General features: G+C 42.9%; 16 protein-coding genes and 1 pseudogene. 12 read left to right on the forward strand and 5 right to left on the reverse strand.

Going from position 1 to position 25,950, the window contains the following annotated elements; translation table 11 throughout:
- Nucleotides 1-14 precede the first annotated feature (14 nt).
- From AC3G2T_RS01575 to AC3G2T_RS01600, 6 genes are all read left to right on the forward strand, one after another.
- Nucleotides 15-3,914 carry a two-component regulator propeller domain-containing protein gene (locus AC3G2T_RS01575; RefSeq protein ID WP_488434292.1) on the forward strand — a complete coding sequence of 1,300 codons (3,900 nt, stop codon included), beginning with the start codon at nt 15-17 and terminating at the stop codon, nt 3,912-3,914.
- A gap of 678 nt (nt 3,915-4,592) precedes the next feature.
- Nucleotides 4,593-4,784 carry a hypothetical protein gene (locus AC3G2T_RS01580; protein ID WP_488434293.1) on the forward strand — a complete coding sequence of 64 codons (192 nt, stop codon included), beginning with the start codon at nt 4,593-4,595 and terminating at the stop codon, nt 4,782-4,784.
- Nucleotides 4,785-5,128: 344 nt separating this feature from the next.
- A complete protein-coding gene (locus AC3G2T_RS01585) occupies nt 5,129-5,377 on the forward strand; it encodes a helix-turn-helix transcriptional regulator (RefSeq protein WP_488434294.1) in 249 nt (82 codons plus the stop codon).
- 673 nt (nt 5,378-6,050) lie between these two features.
- Complete coding sequence (locus AC3G2T_RS01590; RefSeq protein ID WP_488434295.1) at nt 6,051-6,611, forward strand: C39 family peptidase; 561 nt, start codon at nt 6,051-6,053, stop codon at nt 6,609-6,611.
- Nucleotides 6,612-6,627: 16 nt separating this feature from the next.
- On the forward strand, nt 6,628-7,419 hold the full coding sequence (locus AC3G2T_RS01595; protein ID WP_488434296.1) for a hypothetical protein: 792 nt from the start codon (nt 6,628-6,630) through the stop codon (nt 7,417-7,419).
- 361 nt (nt 7,420-7,780) lie between these two features.
- A complete protein-coding gene (locus AC3G2T_RS01600; protein ID WP_488434297.1) occupies nt 7,781-8,242 on the forward strand; it encodes a hypothetical protein in 462 nt (153 codons plus the stop codon).
- A 201-nt stretch (nt 8,243-8,443) separates the two neighbouring features.
- Here AC3G2T_RS01600 and AC3G2T_RS01605 read toward each other — a convergent pair.
- The 3 genes and pseudogenes from AC3G2T_RS01605 to AC3G2T_RS01615 form a co-directional block, all read right to left on the reverse strand.
- A pseudogene (locus AC3G2T_RS01605) lies at nt 8,444-8,683 on the reverse strand (Tn3 family transposase); the annotation flags it as partial.
- Between the two features lie 557 nt (nt 8,684-9,240).
- Entirely contained in the window at nt 9,241-9,330 is a 90-nt protein-coding gene (locus tag AC3G2T_RS01610; RefSeq protein ID WP_474680704.1) for a putative holin-like toxin, read from the reverse strand.
- Nucleotides 9,331-9,760: 430 nt separating this feature from the next.
- On the reverse strand, nt 9,761-13,597 hold the full coding sequence (locus tag AC3G2T_RS01615) for a helix-turn-helix transcriptional regulator (protein WP_488434298.1): 3,837 nt from the start codon (nt 13,595-13,597) through the stop codon (nt 9,761-9,763).
- A gap of 214 nt (nt 13,598-13,811) precedes the next feature.
- Between AC3G2T_RS01615 and AC3G2T_RS01620 the strand changes: the two genes are divergently transcribed.
- The 4 genes from AC3G2T_RS01620 to AC3G2T_RS01635 all read left to right on the forward strand — a co-directional run bounded on the left by AC3G2T_RS01620 (nt 13,812) and on the right by AC3G2T_RS01635 (nt 19,930).
- Nucleotides 13,812-14,450, forward strand: coding sequence for a lysoplasmalogenase (locus tag AC3G2T_RS01620; RefSeq protein ID WP_474683927.1), 639 nt, complete (start codon nt 13,812-13,814; stop codon nt 14,448-14,450).
- Nucleotides 14,451-15,192: 742 nt separating this feature from the next.
- Nucleotides 15,193-16,800 (forward strand): SWIM zinc finger family protein, encoded by a 1,608-nt coding sequence (locus tag AC3G2T_RS01625; RefSeq protein WP_488434299.1) that lies wholly within the window; start codon nt 15,193-15,195, stop codon nt 16,798-16,800.
- Nucleotides 16,797-19,721, forward strand: coding sequence for a DEAD/DEAH box helicase (locus tag AC3G2T_RS01630; RefSeq protein ID WP_488434300.1), 2,925 nt, complete (start codon nt 16,797-16,799; stop codon nt 19,719-19,721). Before AC3G2T_RS01625 ends, AC3G2T_RS01630 begins: the two co-directional genes overlap by 4 nt.
- 11 nt (nt 19,722-19,732) lie before the next feature.
- Nucleotides 19,733-19,930: a hypothetical protein gene (locus AC3G2T_RS01635; RefSeq protein ID WP_474683930.1), complete on the forward strand. Its 198-nt coding sequence runs from the start codon at nt 19,733-19,735 to the stop codon at nt 19,928-19,930.
- A gap of 111 nt (nt 19,931-20,041) precedes the next feature.
- Here the strand turns inward: AC3G2T_RS01635 and AC3G2T_RS01640 are convergent, their stop codons facing one another.
- Nucleotides 20,042-20,437: a hypothetical protein gene (locus tag AC3G2T_RS01640; protein ID WP_474683931.1), complete on the reverse strand. Its 396-nt coding sequence runs from the start codon at nt 20,435-20,437 to the stop codon at nt 20,042-20,044.
- A 202-nt stretch (nt 20,438-20,639) separates the two neighbouring features.
- The gene (locus AC3G2T_RS01645; RefSeq protein WP_474683932.1) at nt 20,640-23,156 is read right to left on the reverse strand and encodes an O-antigen ligase family protein; all 2,517 of its coding nucleotides are present in this window, start codon (nt 23,154-23,156) and stop codon (nt 20,640-20,642) included.
- Between the two features lie 880 nt (nt 23,157-24,036).
- Here AC3G2T_RS01645 and AC3G2T_RS01650 point away from each other — a divergent pair.
- Nucleotides 24,037-24,573: a glycosyltransferase gene (locus AC3G2T_RS01650; protein WP_474683933.1), complete on the forward strand. Its 537-nt coding sequence runs from the start codon at nt 24,037-24,039 to the stop codon at nt 24,571-24,573.
- A 633-nt stretch (nt 24,574-25,206) separates the two neighbouring features.
- On the forward strand, nt 25,207-25,950 hold the full coding sequence (locus tag AC3G2T_RS01655) for a sugar phosphate nucleotidyltransferase (protein WP_488434301.1): 744 nt from the start codon (nt 25,207-25,209) through the stop codon (nt 25,948-25,950).

The following is a 25,950-nucleotide window of genomic DNA, read 5'->3' on the forward strand; positions in this document are numbered from 1 at the left end:
AGACGGTGGGGGAGTTGTTTAAAAATAAATCGTGGATGGTTTTTGTCTTCTTTATAAGTTTCCTAATTTTCATTCAGCAACCCGTCAAGGCGAAGGATATACAACAAGAATTTGAGCGTATTGATTCTACAAACTCTAATCTATCTCAGAATAGCATTTTCAAAATTGTACAAGACCATAATGGTTTTTTATGGTTTGCAACCCAAAATGGATTAAATAGATTTGATGGCTATAACTTCAAAGTCTACAAGTCCGATAAAAATGATCCAACTTCACTTTCCGATAATTGGATCAATACATTGTATATCGATAAATCAGGGGTACTATGGATTGGAACCTTGAATGGAGGGTTGAATCAATATGATGAAAGGAACGATTGTTTTACACGATATGTTAATGATAAAGATAACGTAGATACACTTAGCTCGAATATGATTGTTGAGATCGCTGAAGATAGACAAGGATTTATGTGGATTGGGACCGATAATGGGTTAAACCGTTTGGATCGGAAGACGGGGAAATTTAAAACATATCACTCTGATCCTCATTACTCAAATACCATCAGTTCCGATAGAATCAGTGACTTAATTATGGATCGAAACGGATTTTTATGGGTCGCGACTGAGGATCAAGGGGTAACGAGATTTAACCCAGAAACAGAAGAGGTTATTTATTATGGAAGCGACTCACAAACAAGTCATGAATTAAGTGACAATCATGTAGAGGTTGTTTACCAAGATATACGTGGGAAGTATTGGTTCGGTACAGAAAATGGACTGGACCAATTCGATCCATTAACAGGTACTTTCCAGTCGTATGTGAATGATCCGAATAACCCTGATAGCCTGAGTAATAACCATGTACAGTATATCTATGAAGATACAAAAAGTCGGCTATGGATCGGAACGAATCAGGGTTTAAACCTGTTCATTCCTGACGAACAACGTTTTATTAAATACCTTCACGATCCTGTAAACTTGTACAGTCTACCCGAGGATAACATTCGATCAATCTTTCAAGACAGTTCAGGAATTGTTTGGGTTGGAACAAATACATCAGGTATAGGTAAATTTAATGGGGAGAGGGAAAAATTTGCTCATTATTATCATGTAGCTTCCAATCCAAATACACTTGACAATAACAATGTATGGAGTTTTTGGATAGATGGAGAAAATCAGTTGTGGGTAGGTACCTCAGAGGGGTTGAATGTATACGATTCAACCAGGCGGAAAGTTAAACATTATCAGCATAATCCAAGGGAAGAAGATAGCATTAGTTCAGGTAATGTTTGGACTATTATGGGGGATTCAAAAGGCGAAATTTATGTGGGGACACAAACAGGTTTAGATCGTTTTGATCGAAAAACGAACAAGTTCATTCATCTTCAAAATGATCTTAATAATGAAATACATCTCAATAACGTTCGGGTTCTTTATGAAGATAAGCAGGGAATATTATGGATTGGTACTAAGAATGAGGGCTTATTTTCTTTGGACTCAAACCGTACAATCTTAACCGAATTCTCTACTGAATCTTTACATGGTTCTACGTGGATTACTTCTTTATTAGAAGATAAAACCGGAGCATTGTGGATCGGGACTAATTCGGGTTTATATTGTTTTGATTTAATAGCTGGTTCTACCGTTGGTTACACACATGACTCTAATAATCGAAATAGTATTAGCCATGACCGTATTCGTTCAATTTATGAAGATGCTAAAGGAACTATATGGGTTGGAACTTCAGGGGGAGGTTTAAATCGATTCGATAAAAATTTAAAAACGTTCACATCTTTTACCGAAGATGACGGACTTCCGAATGATACTACGTATGGGATACTTGCTGATGGAGGGGGAAGTTTGTGGTTAAGTACGGATTTTGGTATATCCAAGTTTGATCCAGACAGGAAAACATTTAAAAACTTTGATGTAAGAGATGGATCGCAAAGTAATGAATTCAACGGAAATTCTTATTATAAAAGCAACAGGGGAGAAATATTTTTTGGAGGTGTGAGTGGTTTTATTAGCTTCTATGCTTCGGAAGTTATGGAAAGTTCTTTCCTTCCTCCTATAAATTTCACCAATATTGAGGTGAAAGATAAAAATATCAAATGTTGTGCAGATTCACTTCATTTGTCTTATAAGGAAAACGCATTTTCTGTTGAGTTTGCTTCACTTGACTATACGTATCCGAAAAAGAATCAGTACGCATATAAATTAGACGGCTTAGATAAAGATTGGGTATATGCTGGGACCAGAAGGTTTATAAGTTATACCAATTTAGATGCAGGTAATTACATTCTTCGAATTAAAGGTACCAATATTGATGGGATATGGTCTGATAAGCAATTAACCATGAAGATTGTCGTTGACCCTCCTTTTTGGAAGACACGATGGGCATATGTATTATATGCCATAATAACAGTATGCTTATTGGGGTTGTATAATCGAATTCGAACAAAGGAACATGAGAAGGAATTGAGGGCACAACAAATTATTAACCAAGAACTCGTGAGGATGGATCGGTTAAAGGATGATATACTTGCAATCACAACTCATGAACTGAAGACTCCTTTAAATGGGATCATTGGTATAACAGATTCCATACTTGAAGGAATTGGTGGTCCTATTAACGATGTGGTGCAAAAAAATTTAAACAATGTGATAACTAATGCTAGAAGGTTAAACACCCTTGTAAATAATATACTTGACTTTTCGAAAATAAAGCATAGACATATACAGATAAATCAAAAGTCATTTGATATTTCCATTTTATTTGATGAAATTCTTATAGCTCTTCGTCCGCTTCTATTTCCTAAAGATATTATTTTAGAAAACAAAATTACAAACGATATCTATGTATATGCTGACGAGGATCGGGTTCAACAAATTTTGTACAATCTTATCGGTAATGCAGTAAAGTTTACTCAAGAGGGGAAAATAGAAATTTCTGCTCAAACACTTGGCGAGTTTATTGAAGTTTCAATTGCTGATACAGGAATAGGGATACCACAAGATAAAATTACAATTATTTTTGAACCATTTGAACAGGTAGATAGCTCAGAATCAAGAGAACAAGGGGGTACTGGACTCGGCCTAGCGATTACAAAACATCTTGTTGAACTGCATGGTGGTTCAATTCATGTGGAATCAGAGGTAGGGCAAGGATCAAAATTTTCATTCACTTTGCCCAAAGGGATTTCTCCCAACCACAGTGAGATCATTTTCGATCGGAGAGTACATAGTCAATTGGAGGTATATGCTGCGAAAGATGAAATAGCTATCTCCTACGAGAGTAGATCCAGCACCAACAATACCAACGTTTTAGTAGTTGACGATGATCCTGTTAATTTGCAAGTAGTATTTAACCACTTTGCTTTACAGGATTGGAATACTGTTTTTGCTCGGGATGGATTAAAAGCTTTGGAGATTATCGAGAGTGATTCAATTAATTTGGTCCTGCTAGATATAATGATGCCGAGGATATCCGGATATGAGGTTTGCAAAAAGATTCGTGAAACGTACAACAAGGATGAACTGCCAGTTATATTTTTGACAGCTAAAAGTAACCCTGATGACTTTATAGTTGGATTTGATTCAGGCGGGAATGATTATTTAACAAAGCCCTTTTCAAAAAACGAGCTAGTTGCCAGGGTAAGCGCCCATCTCCAGTTACAAATAATGACTTTAGAAAAACAAAGAAGTAATTTCACAAAAATAGAAAGAGAGTTGTTAATGCTGGCTTATCTTTATCCACGACGCGAATTACTCGAAAGATATAATGAGCAAAGGGAGCATAAAATAGTTGAAAAAACATTAGAAGGACACATCAGTAAAATATTGAAGAAACTTGGAGTTGAAGGAGAAGGTATTGAAAAAGGGGCACAACTTGCCAAGATGAAAAAATTCATCTGATGCTCCAAGAATTTATAAAGACTATCAAGAAAAAAGTGTAACCTTTGAAATGGAACTCTTGCAAACAATAGTGCCGCGGCGATACTTTTGTCCTTGTTAACCTTTCTCAACTGCCGATGGTACCCCTTGATTAATTTTGATGGTGTAGATCAGTTTGCGAAGTTCCGGTATATAGGTGAAAAAAGTGGATGCACGTCCAAATGGGCTTCAGATCGGTGGTAACTCATACCGGGTTGGTGGTCTGTTTATCCATCTCAAAGTGTTTGTAGTCCAGATGGATGTACAGTTCTGCCTTCAGGGTTTCCTCCAGCACATCCTTGAATATCTCCTTCAAGGTGAGCTGAACATATTCCGCGGATGTAGATTTGTGCCCGTCTATAAATTCGCGAATATCCTTTTTTCAAAATTTTTCTATCCTAAGTGAGTTTACTCCGAATCGAGTTTTCTTCAAGAATGTAGTATGTCAATCTTTTTTCGATTTTAAAGGACCCAATTCATTAGAATGGTAAACGTCAAACCCACCCTAGCGGCCTAGCGGGTGGGTTTGACGTTTAAGGGGTTATTGTGCTCATTAAATAAAAATCCCTGAAACTCATTTATTCCCCTTTTAAATCCTCCCCTTGTTTTATTTTAAGGGTTTCAAATAGTGGATTTTATCATGTATACTGAGGCCACATTATGAAAAATAAGGAGATTGTTATGGATATTTTCCATGTTACAGCTGAAGAGTTAGTTGGTGTGTTTGCATTTTCCTTTCTTCTTCAATCCTTTATTCTTATCTCGATGGATTATAAAGTGATTGACTATGAAGAAAAACTTTATGGCGCAACAGGAAATGTAAATTATTATAAAAATAACCTAGACTTCTAGTGTGAATGGGCGCTACTTTCTATAAAATCACCACATTTAGAGAGCGCCCACTATCGGATCAAGCATGTAATGCGTTATATGTCGATGTGCGAGAAGAAGTTCGAATTTACTCAAGAGGATTGTAATCGCAAGTGGGAAGAGAGTGGGTCTTTCGAATTTTTCCGAATCATGATTCTGTGATCTGATTACTTGGAGCTTTCATGCTTACATTTCACGAAAATGGATAACGGGTGAAAAGTTTTTGAAGATGCCTGAAGCTTTCGCCCCGGAAATGATCACTTGGATGGTTGTATCTGTTGCAATAGATTTTGTTTGTAAAGATGTATGAGAAAGGGGGGAAAGAGATGGGGGGAGGTGTTTCAGAAAAACTTCGAGAAAAGATTCATACGATCGTAATACCTTTTGGGCTTACAGTCAGAGAGAAAGAAATTCTCATATTATGGGTAGAGGGTAAGGATTATAAGAATATCGCTGATGGAATTAATATTTCGAGAAACACTGTAAGAAAGCACATACATAACATTCATACAAAACTAGGTGTAAGCTCAAAGAACAGCCTATTAGTTTTTCTGCTTTCTAGCTTACATTCATAAACGCGAGGAATCGTGATTTAATTGTGCAAGATCAATTTTGGCGATAGTCGAGACTACCAAGCATCAGACTATATGTTTTTTCAGCAAGATAAGTACAATTTGTGCCACTCCATTAATGCCGATCAACATGCATTTCATTTAATCGTTCTATGAAGTTTGTTATCCGCGGATACTGTTAGAAAATTGGGATTAAACTTTAACCAAAAAGTTTACGGACCACATTATGCTACTGATCTTCCTGTCCAGCGACACAAATATAGTCCGTTTTAGAGGAAATTCTTTTATTTTTAACAAATTGAAAGAGACTACATTTGTGTCGCTGCACACTTCCCTATTCAGAGACTTTTGGATTCATTTTGATTTTTTTGTATATTTTGATTCGTTCACCAAATCCCTATCCAAGAATAATACACATGTATTATTTCATTTTTTTACAAAATCCCCTAATATTTATATCAGGGTTGGCCAACCGTAAATCTTGTAAGGGCATCTTATAAAAAATAAATATGCCCATTTAAGGGGGGGATTCGGAAGTTGTGCCCCATATTTTACCGGATACTAGTTAAATAGTTTTTGTTAGACACCGTCTTATGTTGAATTTAGTCTAACAATATCGTAAATTTGATTGCTGGCGAGCATTCATACCAAATTAAATTGAAAGTAGGAATATACATTGAAATTTTTTAAAAAGAAAAATCTTTTGATTTTACCTTCTCTTTTAATATCCGCCTCTTTATTTGCTTCCACTGCATTGGCAACTGTTTATTATGTCGATCATAATGTCATTTCGGAAATACAAGAAAAATCTAATTGGTGCTGGGCGGCCACTTCAAATATGGCAGCAAAATACCTTGGTGCCAACTCTACACAAAGTGATATTGTTAAATTTGTTAAGGGCTCTGTGGTAAATGAGACAGGCACTGTTTACGATATTCAAAAAGGATTAGCCCATTATAATGTCACATCTTCGACATCCCTTAGTTCTCGAACATTTGCTCAAATTCAAAGTGACTTAGATTCGAATGAAAATAATATTGCTATCATCGCTTGGACAAGTGGCGGAGGTCATGCTTTATTAATTAGGGGTTATTATTACGATACATCTAACTCAACAAAAGATGTTCATTACATAAATCCCTCTGATGGAAATTACAACATTAGAACGTACGATAGTTTTTTAAGCAATAGCAGCTTTAATTGGGTTAATACTTCTTACGGGTTTTATGTTAAATAAATGGGGGGAAATAAAAATGAAAAGTAATTTAACTCGTTTTGTCTCAGCACTAATTATTATTTTGGGGTTATTCACCTTTAGTAGTGTTATTTTTGCAAAAAATCCTGAATCACTGAAAGATGTTGCAGATAAAAATGTAAAAGCTGCAGTAGAACAAGATTTTTTAAAAAACTATGCCAGTTCTATAGATAGTGCCAAAAAAGAGTTTGGTGTACAAGGTGATGAATCATTCAAAAATGCTTTATTAGGTGATGGAGTACCATTCCACAAAATATCAAACGGAAATACTAATGAATTATTCACATTTTCTGGATATATATTCCCTATAAAATTAAATGGAAAATCTAATGGAATTGTTTATGCGATTAACGATAACGGAACTTGGAAAGTTGATCACATTCAAAACAATATAAAGTTTGAACAAAATATTTCTGATGCAAACAAAAATCAGAAAAATGGTGAGACCATTAAACTTATTGACGATGACAGCTACGGAGTAAATGCTCTTGCAGTTCAAAATTCAGGTGGAGAAAATTTGATTGATCTAAATAGTAAAAGCGATTTAAAGTTAAACACAAATAAGTCAGTGTCAATATCGGAATTTAAAGATACTATTAAGAAAGTAAAAGAAAGAAAAGATTCCATGAGTAATAAAGATGGAGTACAGCAAATGGGTTCTGGGAAATTACCAATTGAATCAGCTTCAAATAATTGGGGCATCATTTCTATTATTTTGTTTATTCTTTCCTTAATATCACTTATCCCAGTTATATATTCAATAAGGAAAAACAAGCTTAACATTCAATAACAGGCAAGAGTACAAGTGTAAGCAATCTATTTAAGAGAGATTTACATATTAGACAATCTTGAAACAAAAGCATTCGAACTAGTGGGGTTCTTTGCTTTTGTTTTTATTTATAAATCATAACTAGATTGATCCTTTTTTTGTCAGATAATACAAAAATGAGGATATGGATATTGAGTAATATAACAGTACTTTATATTCTAAAGGGTAGCCAAATTGCAACTTTTTTTAGATTAATTTCGTTATTAGGGTAAATACGCTCTAGTAAACAAGATGGAGAAAATTGTCTTAATGTAACTGAATTTGTGGTCTTCTCAGATTACAAAAGGTGGAAAAAAGAAAAACACTATAAAGGAGAATTTCTATGAAGAAAATGGCTTTATGGTTAACTTTCTTAATGATAACTACGTTTATATTAGGGTGTAGTAAAGCCACTGAAAACCAGCAACTGCAACTTACTGATAATGCTAAAACCGCAAAAGCATATATTGAAAATCAAGGTTATAAAGTTTTATCGTATGAAGGGAATGTTTCGAATTACGTTCTAACTAAAGATTTAGTCAAAACATTACCATATTCAATGTACTGGAAACTTCCTGGAAACGACCCTGAACAGGTTTATGGAAAGAATGTGGATGTAGAAAAGTTTATAGTTACAAACCATCCTTTAGATAACTATAAAAGTGGTAACACGAAAGCCAAAGGAAAAACAGAAGTCTATGTGCATCTTGCAGAAGGGAAAGTTGTAGCTGGTACATCTTTCCCAGTTACAGATGAACAATTATCAGGTGGTTATTGGAATATTAATGGAAAAGCAAGCGATTAAACGAAGATGTCATTAACTACTTTCATTGACGGTCGTTTCAGAACCAAAATTGACGGTGGTTATTTTGGTTTCGTCACCGTCATTGATAGGACGATCGTTAGGATTCAATCCGATGACTGCAATCCTTTAATGAACGAATTCTAAGTCTGCTTATGACAAGCAGGTAATTTAATAATGGTCGTAGATGATGCTCTGCCACGTCTCGGAGCGTCCCATTTCCCAGAGTGAGGTTGCTAAACGGTTTTGACGAGCATAAGATCCGAGTTTCCCCATAGCCAGCGAAGCCGAAACCGTTCCTTCCCGAATGAAGTGTGCGAGCCGTAATACATCATTGTAATTCTTCTGAATGATCTTTGTATTGATTTGGCCGCACAGCAGATCTCCAATTTCGGATAATCGCTAGTCTTTCCCGAAGGCATACAGCTTGGAATCGGAAAGGTCACATAGCTGTGAATGAGCGCATTGTTTCCGCAGGAAACAGGCGCTCATTTTCACATTGGAACAGTTTCCCGGTATTTTGATGCCGCTGTAATTTGCTAAACTTTTAGCAAATTACAGCGGAGGTTTTTGAATAGTCTACTACCATGATTTCCTAGTCGGATTACCTCGTTACACCGCTCTCGGCAGGGCCAATGACTTTCCAACTATGGAGTGCTGCCCGATTTGTCGGGCAAAGAATCGACTACAACGGCACGGATTTTATGAACGAAACGCCGTCGCAGAGGATTGCAGCTATCGAATTCCTATCTGCCGATTCTTATGTCCGGATTTTTTGGGGCTTAGAATCGCTAATTTCGGGTTTCTCCGATCACAAGAAAATACGATGCAAACAATATACGTGAAAACACGCGTTGCAAGTATAAAGCATCAAGCATATAATAAAAATATAAAAGGAGCCGGCTGCAACCGGCTCCCCCAGCACAATAGCCGCTTTTAAGGGCGGTAGGCTTAAAAAGGTGTTACGTCAAAAATAGACCGCTTCCTTTGACCAGGGCGGTCTATTTTTTGTTCATGTAGGTAAGTAGCGCAAGAATAAACATTCCGAAAAGGAACATCAACTGAATCGCTTGGAATACCTCCACAGGCATCACCTCCCTTCCGGGAGATTAGCCGACCGCCCATATCAGCCTTTCTATTGTGCTCGCTCATTATAGCATGTTTTGCACAGAATCAGTTAGAAATAAAAACTCACTTGAACTGCTTACAAGTGACCACACATTTGACCACATCAATAATCCTGTCGCTGGTTCAATTCTCCCCACGCGTTTCCCCACAGAGGCATTTATACGAGTTAGATTTCAATGGATTCATGGGAGGGAAAACATTGATTTAATGGACATTACGGACATGAACACATACAAAAATCCGCCCAAAAGCATGGGCGGCATGATGTAAGAAGGGCTTCGAGCCCTTATGCATCAAGAGTTTCCGCCGAGCGGAAACGCCGTTTGATCAGCTTTAATAAAAAAGAGGCTTCTCACGAGTTCAAATCGAACTTTGTGAGAAGCCTCTTTTCGCCTACCCCAATATCTTTTTCTTCTTCGCTTCGGCGATGGCTTTCGTGCGGCGGTTCACATTTAATTTGCTGAAGATGTTGTGGATATGGACTTTAACCGTACCTGCCGTTACGCCGAGTTGAAAGGCGATTTCTTTATTTGTCATTCCCGACGCCATCAGGTTCAGCACTTCGAGCTCGCGGTCGGTCAAGGAGTCTATGGACTGCTCTTCAGACTTTTCGGCCTGCTGGATAGCCGAGATAGACGCATCGCCGAAGGAGTCGGAAAGCTTCCAAACGAAAAGAGCTTGCGATGCCAAAATGCGGAGCGTTTCGATGCGCTCATCCGTAAACAGACGGTGAACACGATTATCCTCCAAGTACAACACACCGGAAAATTGTTCCTGAGAAAAAAGCGGCAAACAACAAACCGTTTTGCAGCGATTCCGGGCTATATATGGATCGGACCGAAAAAGATCGTCCTGCGCGGCATCCATCAGCTGAACCGGTTTCTCAAGCCGGGAGGTGTACTGAATTAAGGATACCGGCACATCTTTGCTGTCAACCAATAGCTCCGCTTCCCATGCCGATTCCCCGTTTGCGTCGAATACCGTTTCCACCCGCAAATCCCCGTTTCTGCGAACGATCAGGCATCCCTTTTCCGTTTCGGAAGCTTCCATAATGATCGACATGAGCTGTTTCAGAATATCTTTCAAGTCCATGCCTTGCGACAAGGATGCGGAAGCTTTTACAATAGCGGCCAGGTCAATCTCTCCTGCGCCAGACGCAATTCCTTCCAATTTGTCCGTTTGCAGCGAGACAAAGCTTTCATCCGCGGCTTTTGCGGCAGCGGCCAACGCATTACCGCTTGGCGGTTCATCCAGCCACCCCGGATACTCAGTCCGCATTTTGCTCCGCTTGGACTCCGCGCCCCACAATCCATACGCCTCATAAGCCTCTTTCAAATATCCGACCGCAACTCTCTCTCTGCCCTTTTGCAGATGATATTTCGCCGCTTGTTCACAAGCCACTGCCTGATACTGGAGGTAATTGCGCTCGCGTGCAAAAAGGATGGAGCGATCGTAAAGCTCGATAATCTCCTTTTCCAAACCTTTGAACCGGGCGAGTTCCGCCTGGAGCAGCAAAAACTTATGCCTGAAGTTTTCCGGCGACATCCGGTCCCAAGCTTTGAACTGGCGATACCGCCGTTTCAATCTTTTTGAACACTCGGCTCTTTCGTCGACGGGAAGTTCGTCCCAGGCAGCTATAATAGATAGCGCTTCATACAAATGATGCTCCGGCAAATGAGGGGCATGGACAGAAAGGAGCTCATACGGATTGGCTTGTTCCGCAAAGCCGACCGCTTCCCGGTAGCGTCCGAACAAATAATAAATTTGTGCTTTGTAGGTGTATAGCTGATAGAGTGTTACGGCTCGGCTCTCGTCTTTCATCACGTCATCCAGGAAATTTGCTTCGCTTGCACGGCCGTCAGTGAGGTGGAACGCATCTCCATGGGGGGATTGCAGTTTTTTCGCCATATCCATGTACACTAATGCATTTTTAAAAACGAGATCCTCCTTGGTGTGCTCGATCACCTGCAAATTTTTGCGGTTGACTCTCAGCATATGATCCATAGAATCTCTGACATAAGACAAATTAATAAGACTTCCGACCGCATAACTGGCGTACACGTAATCGCCCGCTTCCAAACCAAGCTTTGCAGCTTGCTCCAGCTTGGCTTCATCATCCCGATCATATCGCACCCACGGGGAAATTACACCGTAAAACATCACATGCACCTTGCATCTCACAGAAGCAATGGCGGATTGATCGGCCAGATCAAGTGCGATTTTCCCCAATTGATACGCCATAGGGTACTGGTCGAGCACGGTGCCTAGCAACATGCCGAAAGAAGCATACAAGCTTGGCGCCACGGGGCAAGAACCGTACTTGTAAGCCAGCCGGATGAATTTCGAAGCAATGACGGCGAACACTTCCCGATTAGAAAAGAAGGTCGGCGCTACAAGCGAAACTAGCAGTTCCATCATGACTTTGATTTGAAGGTTGTCAATCTCCGGTAGCGAGAGGAGTTCGTTCATCCTTTTGTCCAACAGCCGCTTCGTTAAAAGCATTTCTTTAATAATCACGAGCTTATGCGGCCGCTCTGATATGCGGATCCCGACTTCCCGAAGGGCTTGCAGCCCCAATTCGATAGCCTGCGAATATTTTCCCGTATTGCTGTACTGTCCGATTTTTAAAATATACACCTGGGCTCGCTCAGCCCACGTTCTTGCCCGCTTCAGCACATCGTTCAATCTGGCCTCAGCCCGCCCATAATGCGCACACAAATAATCGCACTCGGAACACTTTAAATAAAGCTGAAACGTGAATTCAAAATGGCCCTCCCAAAAATCGTTCGGAAGACATTCGATCCCAGTTTCGAAGTATTGCAGCGCTGTCGAGTAGGCGGAGGATTGCATCGCTTTCCTTCCCGCTTGCTCATTCAGCCGGGCTGTCAATTCCAGCTCCTCTGCGGACAGCAAATCCAACGCTTGATTAAAATGGTTCACGATATCGAACAAAGCTTGTTCTTTTTCGTTGGAATTGTCGAATTCAAGCAAAACCCGGCCTGCCGACAAATGAATTTCCATCCGCCGCCGACTGTTCAACAGCGAATAAACCGCCTGCTGAATCCGGTCGTGAGTAAATTGATACTGCCTGATAGCCTCAGGCTCTTCAAAAATGCTCAAAAGTCCTTCATTCACGGCGGACGATAAAATATGGACCAACTCATCCTCGTTGTTCCCACTAACGGCATGCAATACCCGGATGTTGAACTTGCCGCCTAGACAAGCACCAATCATCAGTAATTCTCTGGTTTGAAAAGGAATTTTGTTGATGCGCTCGACAAGATAGTCGAGTTGGCCGTCGATTTCCGGGAATTGGTTCAGAACTTGCATGTTCCATTCCCAACTACCGCTTAATGGGCTGGGACGAATGCATTGTTCGTCGTAAGCCGATTGCAGCAACTGTTTCAAATAAAGCGGATTGCCGACGGATTTTACATATAGCGTATGAGCGGCTTGAAAGCATTCGTCAGGGTCGCACTGCAGCGAATCCGACACCATGGTTTGAATATGCGAGAGCTCAAGCGGCTTCAACGAAAGCTGGCGAACTGAATATCCAGGATGTTCTCCCTGCAGCCATTCTTCGAGTAAATTCATGTTCGCGTTCCGTACTTGACTCCGGTATGCGGCAATGACGAGCAGATGCTGGCTTTCAGGGTCGACAATCAATGAATGCAGCAATCGAAGCGAAGCTTCATCCGCCCACTGCACATCGTCAAAAAATAAAACAAGCGGATGATCCCTGCCAGTGAAAACTTGCACGAACCGGCGGAACACCCATTCAAACCGATTCCGGGATTCCAAACTCGGAACATCCTCGCTGGGAGGAAACCGTCCGAGAAGCAATTCGGCTTCCGGAATGACGTCCGTTATTATGGAGCCGTTCGGCCCAACCGCCTCCTTTACCCGTTCAGTCCATTTTTGCAAATGGGGTTCAGGCTTGGTCAGCAGCTGTCTGATTATAATTTGAAAGCATTTTATAAAAGGCTCGTAAGGGCCGCCTGCATTGTATTGGTCGAATTTTCCGGAGGCAAAATAGCATCTGCCAATTACCTCGGGTTTGAAGGCATTCTGGACGAGAGCCGATTTACCGACACCGGGTTGACCGGATATCAGGACCAATTCCGTAGATCCGACAGAAGCCCACCGAAAAGCTTCCTGCAAAACGGCCAGATCGTCCTCTCTGCCATATAATTCATCCGATACCCGGAGAGTTCTGGAATGCTTTGACAAGGCTACACTTCCTTTGATGCACATGATGGATCCTAATAAAAAATTACAAAATAAAATTCGACAATATGTGTGAATTTCCTCTTGATCACGAGTAAATTTCCGGATCTATACCATTTGGTATATGTGAAATCGGTCGTTTTGAACTATACTGCTCGGGAAGAGCTGCCTGTAGGCGGAAAAAGCATTCAAAAATAACCATTTTGGAGGTGAAGATATGTTTCGAAAGCTTTTATTGGCGGCTGTTATTTGTTCGGGCATCGGTTACCTTTTTGCAATTGCAGACGGCAATATGACCGCACGCTGGATTTTAAAGCCGGGAACGATCATTCTCATAATTTTACTTGCTGCAACCTGTCGCGACGCTGCCAAGTCCTATAAGCGTTTCATCATTGCCGGATTATTCCTCTCCGCTATTGGCGACAGTTTTTTATTATTATCAGGCAATCAATGGTTCACGTTGGGAGTACTTGCTTTTCTCATCGCTCATCTTGTCTATACCGGCGCTTTCTTGACACGTTGGCGATTTTCTCTCCTGCGTGCGCTTTCTCTGATTCCGATTGCGATTTATTCCTTTTTTCTTTTGCGGGGACTTCATGCAGGCATGCTTACAGGCGGGAAAAGCGGATTATGGGGTCCCATTCTGCTATATGTCATCGTGATTTCCGTCATGATATGGAGCGCTGTCATGAGCAAAAGCCGGCTTGCCGCAACAGGCGGAGTGTTGTTTTTCCTGTCGGATTCGCTGCTTGCCTGGAATATGTTTGTCACGCCGGTTCAATGGGCCGCATACGGGGTGATGATCACCTACTATATAGCCCAATTTTTAATAGCTGCGAGTATTGAAAAGTCATAGAATTATTTGGGATGGGAGCGGGAATAAGACATGATGGAACGGATCATAAATGCATTTTAAGCAGGCGGACGATTGCCGCGGTGATTGCGATGGAGATACCGTCGCTAGCGGTCCTGCCCGGGACGGCTAGTGCGGGGACAGTCGGCAATTTGTGGTATCGTGTGTACGTTGCAGGAGACGTTGCATCCATGTAATACTGCTTTAGTACCCTGAGCAGCGGATTGCCAAACGTGCAAACATCCCTTGCGGTTTTTTCCCCAATGTAGGCAAGTGCACACGCCTTGTCTAGGGGATAATCGTATAGTAACGTATACCCAATAAAAGGAGATGACCTGATTCATGGCTTACCAACCTCAAAGACATGTTCAATGTCCGCCTGCCGATCCTATAATGACAGATCCGCAAAGAGTCGTTAGAGATTTTTATCATCCGCAGCGCGTTCAAGTCGTTCATCCGATCGAGGTCGTAAACAGACATTATTGTATTCCGGTTTACGAGCACGTATATACTTGTTCGGAAAGAGACGAGTTTTGTGGAGTTCATCCACACCACCACGCATTTAGAGAAGGATTTTAATTTCGGAAAAAAATACTGTAAGCCGGCAAGCAGCAGGGCGATGCGCTCCTCAAGGAGACAACGCTTGCTGCTTGCTGCTATTTTGAAAATGATGCCCCTTTATTTCAATCATAGATCAATTTCTGTATACTTAAGGGATAGACCAATCATTAGAGGGGCAGTACGGATGGAAGAAGCAGATACAGTTATCGTTAAAATAATCAACACGTACCGGTCTTATTTCAGCAGTACCATATTGAACAGGGGCTGGCACTACTACGAGAACCGGGCGGTCAGGCAGATGCAAATGGAAGGCCTCAAATTGGCAAAAGCCAAAGTAAGAGGCTCATTTTCATACACCGTAACCATCAATTTGGAATCTTTTCACAACAGCAGTTGCAGCTGTCCTTACGGCGGGTATTGCAAGCATATGGCAGCTGTGCTTTTTGAAATCTTCGATGAACTCGGCTATAATCCCAAGGATTTGCGGAAACCTGTGCAAAGGGACTTGTTTGGCGATCCGATCGTTAGTTCTTTCGAAACGCGGACAGCTCGTCCAAAAGCTCAGGAGATGAGCCAAGTCCCCACAACGCCCCGGGAGTCCGAATCAACGGTTAAGTGGCACCAATATTTCGAGAAACAATTCGAAGGCACTACCGCTTATAACGTTTATTATGTGGATGAATTATACAAAAAGGCGTTCAACAAGCTGTATCCGATTGCCGAGCATTGGAATACGACCATTCGGGGCATATACCGGATTCATGTGCAGCTTTTTCTGATGAAGCTGTGCGAAAGCAAGTATCAGCAATTGGCGAGAGGATATTACTCTTATCAGGAAATGAGCAATTATTCAAGTGCGATCTCCAAAGACTGTATGGAAAAACTGTACCAGGCTTTGGCCGACTTGAATTCTGAGGATGCGAGAGCCAAATATCCGCTTCACTTGGCGGAAACGTGCGACTTTTTGGCGGAGCATGCCTTGAAAGGTTATCGACAGGAGAAGATGGACATGACAGAAGCTTATCGGTTGCTGTGGTGGAATCTTCTGAACGAAGAGAGCCTAATGAGCAAGGAGCAGCAAAGATTGCGGCTTGTGGCGGCTGATTCGTCGCTGCCGGCCGATACGAAGGATGCGGCCATCATGGCGCTTGCCCATTTTGAGGCGATTGCGGGACGGGATGAGGAAGCCTGGCGGCTATTCTCCGGGGAAGTGGAACGTTTTGAGCCGGCAGAAGTTTTCGGTTATTTCCATACATTTGTGCAAGTGGAGCAGTGGGACAGACTTGCGAACTGGCTCCAGGAACTGCTGCCGCTGCTCAAATCACCCAGTCGAGAGCAGCTGGTCTACTATTTCAATCTTTGGAAAGAGGCCGCCAAGCATCGGGAGCTGAAAACACAGGTCAGACAGGCTATGATTGCGTTGCTTCCGGGGAGCTACCCATGGTATTCGGCGCAGCTGCTGGGGGACAGGGAGTATCGGCAATGGGTGGATCTGTGCTTATTGATGGAATTGACCCCTTTCCAGTTGGGCACCGCTTACTTGAAGGAAATTGAAAAAGAAAATGTGCGTCTGCTGCTGCCGCTTTATCATCGTGCCGTGGAGCAGTTTGTACAGGAAAAAAGCAGGGATTCTTACAAGCTCGCTGTCAAGCTGCTCAAAAAACTGGCGCAGTTTTATAAAAAGCTGAAGGAGCCGCTGACATGGGAGCGGTACATCGGGCAGCTCAGCAAGGAGTATGTGCGCTACCGCGCTTTCCAGGAAGAACTGAGGAAAGGAAAGCTGATCTCATGATTGGTTTGGAACCGATATTTGTGTCGTCTGAATGGTTAAGTTCAGGTAATCTGGTGCTTAAAGGTACTAACTCGAACTATCTTGTTGAGTCTGATTGGCTTAGAAGGCTGCTTTTCGCCTGGCATGAGCGATCCTTCTATGGGACGCGGGTTGAATCCACTGAAGCGGAGGATGGTACCCCCGGGCTTGACTTATCCCCTTTAACAGCTATGGATTATCTGGCTGCCCCTTCGCCTGCGCTGCTGCATAGTGAGCTTGAATGGAGCGGGGAACTGCAGTTCTTGAAGCGGGCGGCGGCAATCTATAAGGAGGCGCTTGGCCATGGCTGGTTCCGGCCTTCGTTCAGCCGTTGGCGGGCCGGAGAATTCGGCTGGGAGCTTGCGCTGCCGGAAGAACAGGAAGCCTCCTATCGGGAGCTGCTGCAGCAAGGCGAACGCTCGAATATCGCTATGCCGGATCGTTGGTTCGATGAAATCGTCCAGGAACTGCTGCGCGAGGAGCCTGAAATCGCTGCCGCGTGGAACGAAGTTGTAAGCGAGAACGAACTGCTGCGTCTGGGCCCGGCAGTAGATAGCGAAAGCGTGGAAGCTTTGACTTGGATGCAGGAAGAGGACTGGCTGGCGGCCATAGGCTGGAAGCAGGATGAAGCGCCTTTTCGCATCTGCTTGCAGCTGTTGGAGCCCGGTGAATTGGAATTGGATGACGGCTGGCGATTGCAGCTTATTGTTCAGGATCGCCGCGATCCGGGGCAATTTGCCGAATTTGACGTAAGCGGGAAGCATTTGTCGGGACATATACCTGAAGCGTGGGGGGGCGCGATTGAGCAGCGCGTCAGCGAAGCTGCAGATAAATTTGTGAGGATTGCTCCCGGTTTGGCAAATAGCGGGCAATTGATGGAATATGTTACGGATGACGAAGCATGGACGTTTATGAACGAGACGAGCCTGAGCTTGCTGCAGGCCGGGGTTTCCGTGCTTTTGCCTTCGTGGTGGGAAGAACTGAAGCTGTTAAGACCGCAGTTGAAAGCGAAGCTGCAATCTTCTGTAGGTTCGTCGCGAAACTCCATGTTCGGCATGGATCAGCTCGTGCAATTCAATTGGCGAGTCGCGGTCGGGAGAGTAGATTTAACGGAAGAAGAGTTCCTGCTGATGGCTGAGCAGAAAAAGCGGCTCATGTACATTCGCGGCAATTGGGTGCAGCTCGACCCGTCATTTTTGGCAAAGATCATGGCTGCCATGAAACAAGTGGAAAAAAAGAAAGGACTTACGTTCCGCGATGTGCTGCAAATGCATCTGGCCGAAGGGGACGAGCCACCGTCAGGAGATGCCGCGCTTGACGCCGCGGAGGCGATGCCCATTAAGGTAGAGCTGAACAATAACCTGCGCAATCTGATGAAACAGCTGAATCAAACCCAAAGCATTCCTCTTATAGAGCAAGTGGAAGGATTAGAAGCGCATCTGCGGCATTATCAGCAGGAAGGGGTATCATGGCTCGCGTTCCTGCGCAAGATCGGTCTGGGAGGCTGTCTGGCCGACGATATGGGACTGGGCAAAACGATTCAATTCATCGCCTACCTGCTGCATGTGCGAGGAGAAGAGGCTAAAGCTATAGGACTCACGCTTGCGCCCTCACTGCTCATCTGTCCGACCTCCGTACTGGGCAACTGGCAAAAGGAATTGGAAAGGTTCGCTCCTTCCCTGCGAATTCATCTGCATTACGGCTCGCAACGCGCCAGAGGCGAGCAATTTGCAGAGGCTGTCCGGGACGCCGATCTTGTGTTGACATCGTACAATCTCTCACATCTGGACGAGGAGGAACTGTCGTCCCTTGAGTGGAACGCTCTCTGTCTGGACGAGGCGCAAAACATCAAGAACGCCTATACCAAGCAAGCCTCGGCGATCCGCCGCTTGAATGCAAGACAGCGCATCGCCCTGACGGGAACGCCGATTGAGAACCGGTTGACCGAGCTGTGGTCCATATTTGATTTTATAAACCCTGGATACTTGGGCAGTTTGGGGCAGTTCAATCACAAATACGTTAATCCGATTGAAAAAAACGGAGACGCCGCGCTGACCGCCCAAGTACAGCGGCTTATTCGCCCCTTTTTGCTGCGCAGGTTAAAAAAGGATCCGGCTATTCAGCTTGATTTGCCGGACAAATACGAGTCCAAAACCTACGTATCTCTAACTCCGGAACAGGGGGCTCTGTACGAAAACATCGTCCGAAACATGCTGGACAACATCGATACGTTAACCGGGATGGAGAAAAAAGGCCTGATTCTGGCTTCGCTTGTCAAACTGAAGCAAGTTTGCAATCACCCGTCCTTATTCCTCAAAGAAACGGGCGCTGTGCCCTCATTAGACCGCTCGCACAAGGTGGAGCGCTTGCTCGAAATGATTGACGAGCTTCGGGCGGAGGGCGAAAACTGCCTGATATTCACCCAATTCGTAGAGATGGGCAACATTTTGCAAGCCGTCATCGAAAGGGAACGCCAAGAGCCCGTCCAATTTTTACACGGCGGACTCAGCAAGCTCAAGCGCGATCAGATGATCGCTCGCTTTCAGGATCGTTCCTTGCCGCCAAGCGAGCAATGCGGCATCTTTGTCCTCTCGCTGAAAGCGGGGGGCACCGGTCTGAATCTGACCGCGGCGAACCATGTGTTTCACTTCGACCGCTGGTGGAACCCTGCCGTCGAAAATCAGGCCACCGATCGCGCCTTCCGCATCGGCCAGACCCGCGACGTTCAGGTGCACAAATTTGTCACCTTAGGCACGTTGGAAGAGCGCATCGACGAAATGATCGAGCGTAAGCAGGGCTTGAGCCAGCAGATCGTAGGAAGCGGCGAAAACTGGATCACCGAAATGTCGACAGGCGAACTGCGAGAATTGTTCGCCCTGCGAAAAGAATGGATCGAGAAGTGAGGCCGATGAAGATGAGCGAGAAAAGAAGAGGCCGCCCGCCCGCCGAAACTGCCGATACCGGCGGGACCGGCGAAGCGGATAGCTTGCCGGCAAAGCCGCGGAGAAGCAAAAAAGCCGCTAAAGAGGCGGCAGTACAGACGGAAGAGCTGCAGGGCATGTCGGCTGCCTGGAGGCGGTTTTACGAGGCTGTGAATAGGTCTGTAAAGTAAGAACACAGTAGTCTTGCCGAAGAGCAGAAATATAAATGCAAAAACAAGCCCTTTGACGGTGTTTAACCATCGAATGGCTTGTTTTTTTGGATTCCCGCGCTCGCTTCGGGATTAACGATTTTTTAGCTTTTCAATCTCTGTTTTAAGTTTCAATTGCTCACGATTCAGTATGTCGATGTTGTATTCATGCGTGTTCAAATCCGACGCCACTCTGCGCTCAAAAGCTTCCTTGTCCTTCTCGATATTTCTTAAAATCTCGGCGCTTTCAAGCACAGCCCGGCGAATAAGCGGAATGTCCGAAGTATCCGCTTTAATGGAACGCAGTTCTTCGCTCATCGAGCGCTGCTCTTTTTGTATGGAGCTCATTTCACTCTGCATGAGGCTCAATTCATTCCTCATTGAACCCATTTCATTTCTCATCGAGCGCTGCTCGTCCCGAACGGTACGCAGCTCATCCTCTACAGATTGCAGCTTCTCCAATATTTGATTCAAAATATTCTCACTCATACCCTACCTCCCTTTCCACGAGAAAATAACCGTCCCGGGCTGCCCACGAATCGGCGATTCGAAAGTCCTCCGCTAAAATATACTCCTACGATTATACCACAGATCTTGGTCAGGAGCAGTTCAAACACTACCTATCGAATCAACCTGAAACGGCAAACAGCCGTCACCCAGAGTGGGGACGGCTGCTTTTCAAAGGCTGTACTTATTTCAATTCAAAATTCGCCGCCTTAATGGACTCGATTACTTGCTTCTCATTCGCATCTTTGGCGATCAGCTTATCGTAAAGAGCTTGATCGTTCGAGCCTTGTTTTTGCAGCGCGGCGAGATACCAGCGGGCGGCAAGTCTATTTATTTGATCATCGAGCTGGTCACTCAAGTATGGCTTTATTGTATTAGCCGCTGCTGCATAATCTCCGCGCATATAATACACTTGCCCGACATTCAGAGCCATGCTCGGAGTGACGGCGAATTCGCGGCCCTGCAGCTGCCCTGTAGGCAAATTCTTCAACGATTCGACGCGATCGACCACGGTTTTATAAGTTGCAAGCACTTCGTCCCACAATTTGTTTGTTCCCTGGAAATCTTTGCTTTCCCGCTTCTGATTCGCTATCTCAACATCTAAAGCAGTAATTTTCTCATAGAGATCAATATACCAAGGGTAGTTGGCAATCTCGGTTCTGGCTACGTCCAGAGCTTCCTGCAGCTTGCCCTTAGTTTGGTACATATAAATTTGCTGAAAAGGAACCATGCGGTTGTGCGGCTCTTTCTTTTTCAAATCATCAAGCAAGCTCTGCGCCTGATTAAAAAATTCGTCGGCTTTGGCTTGATCCTGGGCTTTCATTTGGTTATACACCTGCAGCGTAATCCCGATCCGGCTAATATAGCCGCTCAAAATATAGTCAGGATGCCCGGGGTGCAGGCTGATCGCTTTATCCAACGGCGCTACGATATCGTTAAAATTGTTGTTGTTCTTGATAACATCCATTGCTTTTAAATAAGAACTGTTTGCCGAAAGCAGCTGCGCAGAGATGTAGAACATGACGATGGACAACACCGTCAAAAGCGCGGGAAATGCTTTTTTCAATGCCAGAGACTCCGACTTGATCCGCATAGGCGCCCCAGCGCTGCCGGCAAGCATAGCCCCGAGAGCCAGAAACAAAATTCCCCCCAAATAGACATAACTCAAATCAAAGTCAATCATACTGTGAATCAACAACGAGATTGCAATAATGAAAAAGATGAAGTGCAGATCCTTGTTCTCTTCAGAGCTTTTTATATAACTTCGAATATAGAAAAATAGCACAGCAGCAACAAACGCGATAAACGCCAAAAACCCAAGAGCACCGGCTTCTACCAAATATTGCAAGGCAAAGTTATGCGCCTGTCGGCTCGTATAAGGGTTGTTCTGATACTTTTCATAAAGGGAAGCCCACGCTCCGCCGCCGGCCCCGATAATCGGGTAATCCTTCCACAGCTTTACGGCATCTTTGTAGAAAGTGCCGCGCTCCAAAACCGAGTGCTGTTGAAAGTTGATATTTTCCAGACGCGTCTTCACGTTATCCGGCAGCACGTTTTTCAAACCGGTATCCCCGAACAAAAGCACAGCCCCGAGAATGCCGACAATAATCGCTGCAACCGGCAAAATAAAATTAACGAACTTCTTTTGAGCCAAACGCTCGGAAACGCGATTCAACCATGGCGCCAAAAAGAGCTGGATAGCGATAGCGAGAGCCGCATAAATGGCCGAGGCCAGCAGCAGAGTCGACCAGCCGCTCCACGATAAAGACGCAGTCGGCTTCGTTTGCAACTCCGTTCCGATCGTCGTGATCTTTTGCAAAATCACCAGAGAAGCCGCGAAGCCCAGTACAAGGTGGATCAAAGACAAAATTTGCCTGCTGAACGACAAGAAGAACATCATGACCAAGAAAATAACCGGCAGCACCACCAAAGCGCCGCGGGACAAAGTCAGCCAAAAAGATACAATCATGGGAACCATCAATAAAGCGTGAGGCAAAATCCCATACCATTTACGAGACTTTAAAATATAAAAAATCCCGCCAAGTATAAAAGCAATCAGAAAAGCCGCATACGTATTTGCATACTGGAAAACAGAGGTAAGACGCAGACCGTTCGAATCGGTCATCACCGCATCTTTATAGACCAAAGGAGCGTTTGACTGCATCAGTGCAAACCATCCGACCAAATGACCGGCAAAATTTCCGTTGCCCAGCCAGTACAAAAGTCCGAAAATAACGATGACATAACTGGAAACCATGAAGATCGTCGAAGTAATGGTTGTGCCAAGCTTGTTTTTTGTCAAAAAAACGCCTAAGATGAAGAAGGTGGCATACAGCATCTGGATGTAGACCATGTTCGTTGCCAAGTAATGCGACGCAGCATTCGACAAAGAGATCACATACGTAAGCGGCATTAGCAAGACGAGAATGGTTAATACATCTTTTTGATCATTGAGCTTGTACATAAAAAAAGCATAGATCGCAACCAAGAGCAAAATGATAGACGACCAGACCGAAGCCGAATAAATCGATCGTTCAAAATCGTAGGTCCCGCCGTTAAAAAGCCCTCGCTGAAATGGCGCCCAGAACAAAAACAGGCCTACAAAGACGGTCAAAAGCCAAAAAATGATCGAGCTCTTCTCTGTCGCCGTCCCGTTGGCCTTCGCTCTCGCAGCCGCGTACGTATTCTTGCTTGCACTCATGAGAAAATAGTCTCCTTCTTCGCTAAAGTTCGAGTTTTATTTTAGCATACTGGGTGAGGGTTTCCAAATGGTGTTTAGCTTGTTTCAGACTATTTTTTTTAGAGGGAGTCTATTTAATGGTTCGTTTAAAGGCGTTTCATCATATTCTAAAAGAGTTATTGAATCAAAGAAAAGTAGTATTTGCACTAGCTCATAAAGATTTCGAACAAAAATATCTTGGGTCTTACTTGGGGAACTCTATGCTAAGGCAAATATAGTACTTATTCATGAACAAGTACATCATGAAGTTCAAGAAGGTATTTCTTTAGAAGAATATATTGATCAATATGAAAAAAGGAATTATCTTTAGACATGATTAATAAGTATATTGAAAAATGTATAATTATATTTCGTAAAATTATTCATCGATATTGTCTTTTCCTAATTCGATTTCCAAAAGAAAAGACAATATCGGAATTACTACTGAATTATTATAAACAAACGGATAAAGAAATTGTTTTTGTTTTTCCACTTCCGACATGCCCGTGGGGAACATGTTTCAACGCCCTCAACAAATAGCAAAAGCACTCGCTTCAAAAGGATATCTTGTGCTGTATTGTGTAGATACTTCTTTTCCACACGCACCTGATTACTTTGTTAGAGGATTAAAGCAAATAGGTCCTAATCTGTTTCTGTATAATGATGGTCGCGGCGGAAAGGTACTAAAAAACTTGGAGGAAAAAATGAGGCTGGTCATTTGGCAGTACTGGCCTCATCAAAATAGCTTTTGAAGGAATTAACAACATATAAACTAATATAAGACTGTATTGATGATTTAATCACATTTAACCAGTATGAAAATATTGAAAGGCATCATCAAGATAGCATAGAAAAAGCTAATTTGGTTTTAACTAAAGCTGATAGTATTGCGGAGGAGCTGGCCGAATATAGGAAAGATTATGCTATGATTCCAAATGAGGTAAAATATGGGGATTTTGCTAACTGTAACTTTAATGCTACCTCTTTAAATTTCATTTTTTCAGAGGGGAATACCAAGATAGTTGGATATTACGGAGCATTGGCTGAATGGGTGGATTTCGAATTGATAGAATACTGTGCTAAATCTAGGCCGGAATGGCGCTTCGTATTTATAGGGCAACAATATCCTAATATTTCACTTCCTGAAATTCAAAATATTTATTATTATGATCGACAACCTTATGAGAAGTTACCTTTAATTTTATCTAAATTTAATGTGGCAATACTTCCATTTAAAGTGAATAGAATAACTATTAAAACCTCTCCTGTTAAAATTTTTGAATACATGGCAGGCAGAAAACCAATAGTCAGTACAAGGTTGCCGGAAGTAGAAAAATATGAACCTATTTTAATTGCGGATTCAAAAGAAATTTTCTACAGAAACTTGAGGAAGCCATGATTTTAGGTCATGATGAGAAATTTCTTACTTCTCTTGAAAAATGCGCGCTTGAAAATACTTGGGAGAGCAGAGTGGATGCTGTATTACAAAAGCTGGGTGAGAAGGTATTAGCATGAAAAAAGACCGTTAGGGTGATTTTCCAAGACGGTTTTTCTTAAGGACGTAGTTAAGGTTCGTTTAACCAATATGTTATTCATTTCAATTCAGAAAAGCATCTTTTATTTTAAATGGCAACATTGTAATAATTATTTCATACAATAATCACTAAAAATCGAAGTGATGTAAACATATTGTGTTATTCTGTAATAAAACAGTAAAATCATCATCTTTCGTATATATTAATTGATCATTCGTCATGCCTTCGAAAATAAATTAACTTTGATGAAAAATTCTATATACGGGAGGGGGGAATAAGGAAACTAAAACATTTAGGACAAGGTGGGGAAGTTTCTAAAGGATACTTTAGGGTGAACTAATGGTCTATCAGTTATTAAGCAGCTCATTAACTTAGCGTGATTAGCAGTTAGCGATTAACTCCTGCTCTTTTTAGAATATTAGAAACTCTATTCGACTAAAACGATTTCAATTCTTCGTTTGGCTTGAATTGAGCGAATTGAAAGGAACGGATATAAAATGAAGGGAATAATCTTGGCTGGCGGGACAGGTACACGTCTATATCCACTAACGAAAATTACCAATAAGCATCTGCTACCTGTGGGTAAATATCCAATGATATATTATGGGATTCGAAAGTTGAAAGAAGCTAAAATTACCGATATCCTAATTATAACGGGCAAGGAGCATATGGGTGATGTAGTAAACCTTCTTGGAAGCGGTAGAGAAATGGGCGTTACCTTTACTTATAAAGTACAGGATGAAGCTGGCGGTATTGCTCAAGCGCTTGGGTTAGCCAAACATTTTGTTGGCGACGATCGCATGGTTGTTATACTGGGTGATAACGTGTTTGAGGATAACATTTCATCGTTCGTTAGTAACTTCCGGCAGCAAGAAAAAGGTGCGAAAATTCTTATTCAAGAGGTACCTGATCCCCAAAGATATGGTGTACCGGAGTTAGTTGGGGACAAAATTATTTCCATTGAAGAGAAACCTTTGAAGCCGAAGAGCAGTTATGCGGTTACGGGAATATATATGTTTAATAACACTGTTTTTGATATTGTGGAAACGCTGAAGCCTTCAGGTAGAGGTGAGCTTGAAATTACCGATGTAAATAATGCTTATATCCAAAGAAACGAGCTCACTTATGACATACTGCAAGGCTGGTGGACGGATGCAGGAACCCATGCTTCATTAGCTAAGGCAAATGAGCTGACTAAGGATTTGGTTTTCAGCGAGGAGTTTGGTAAGCTAAAATCATAA

The organism is Paenibacillus sp. sgz302191 (genome assembly GCF_057749925.1).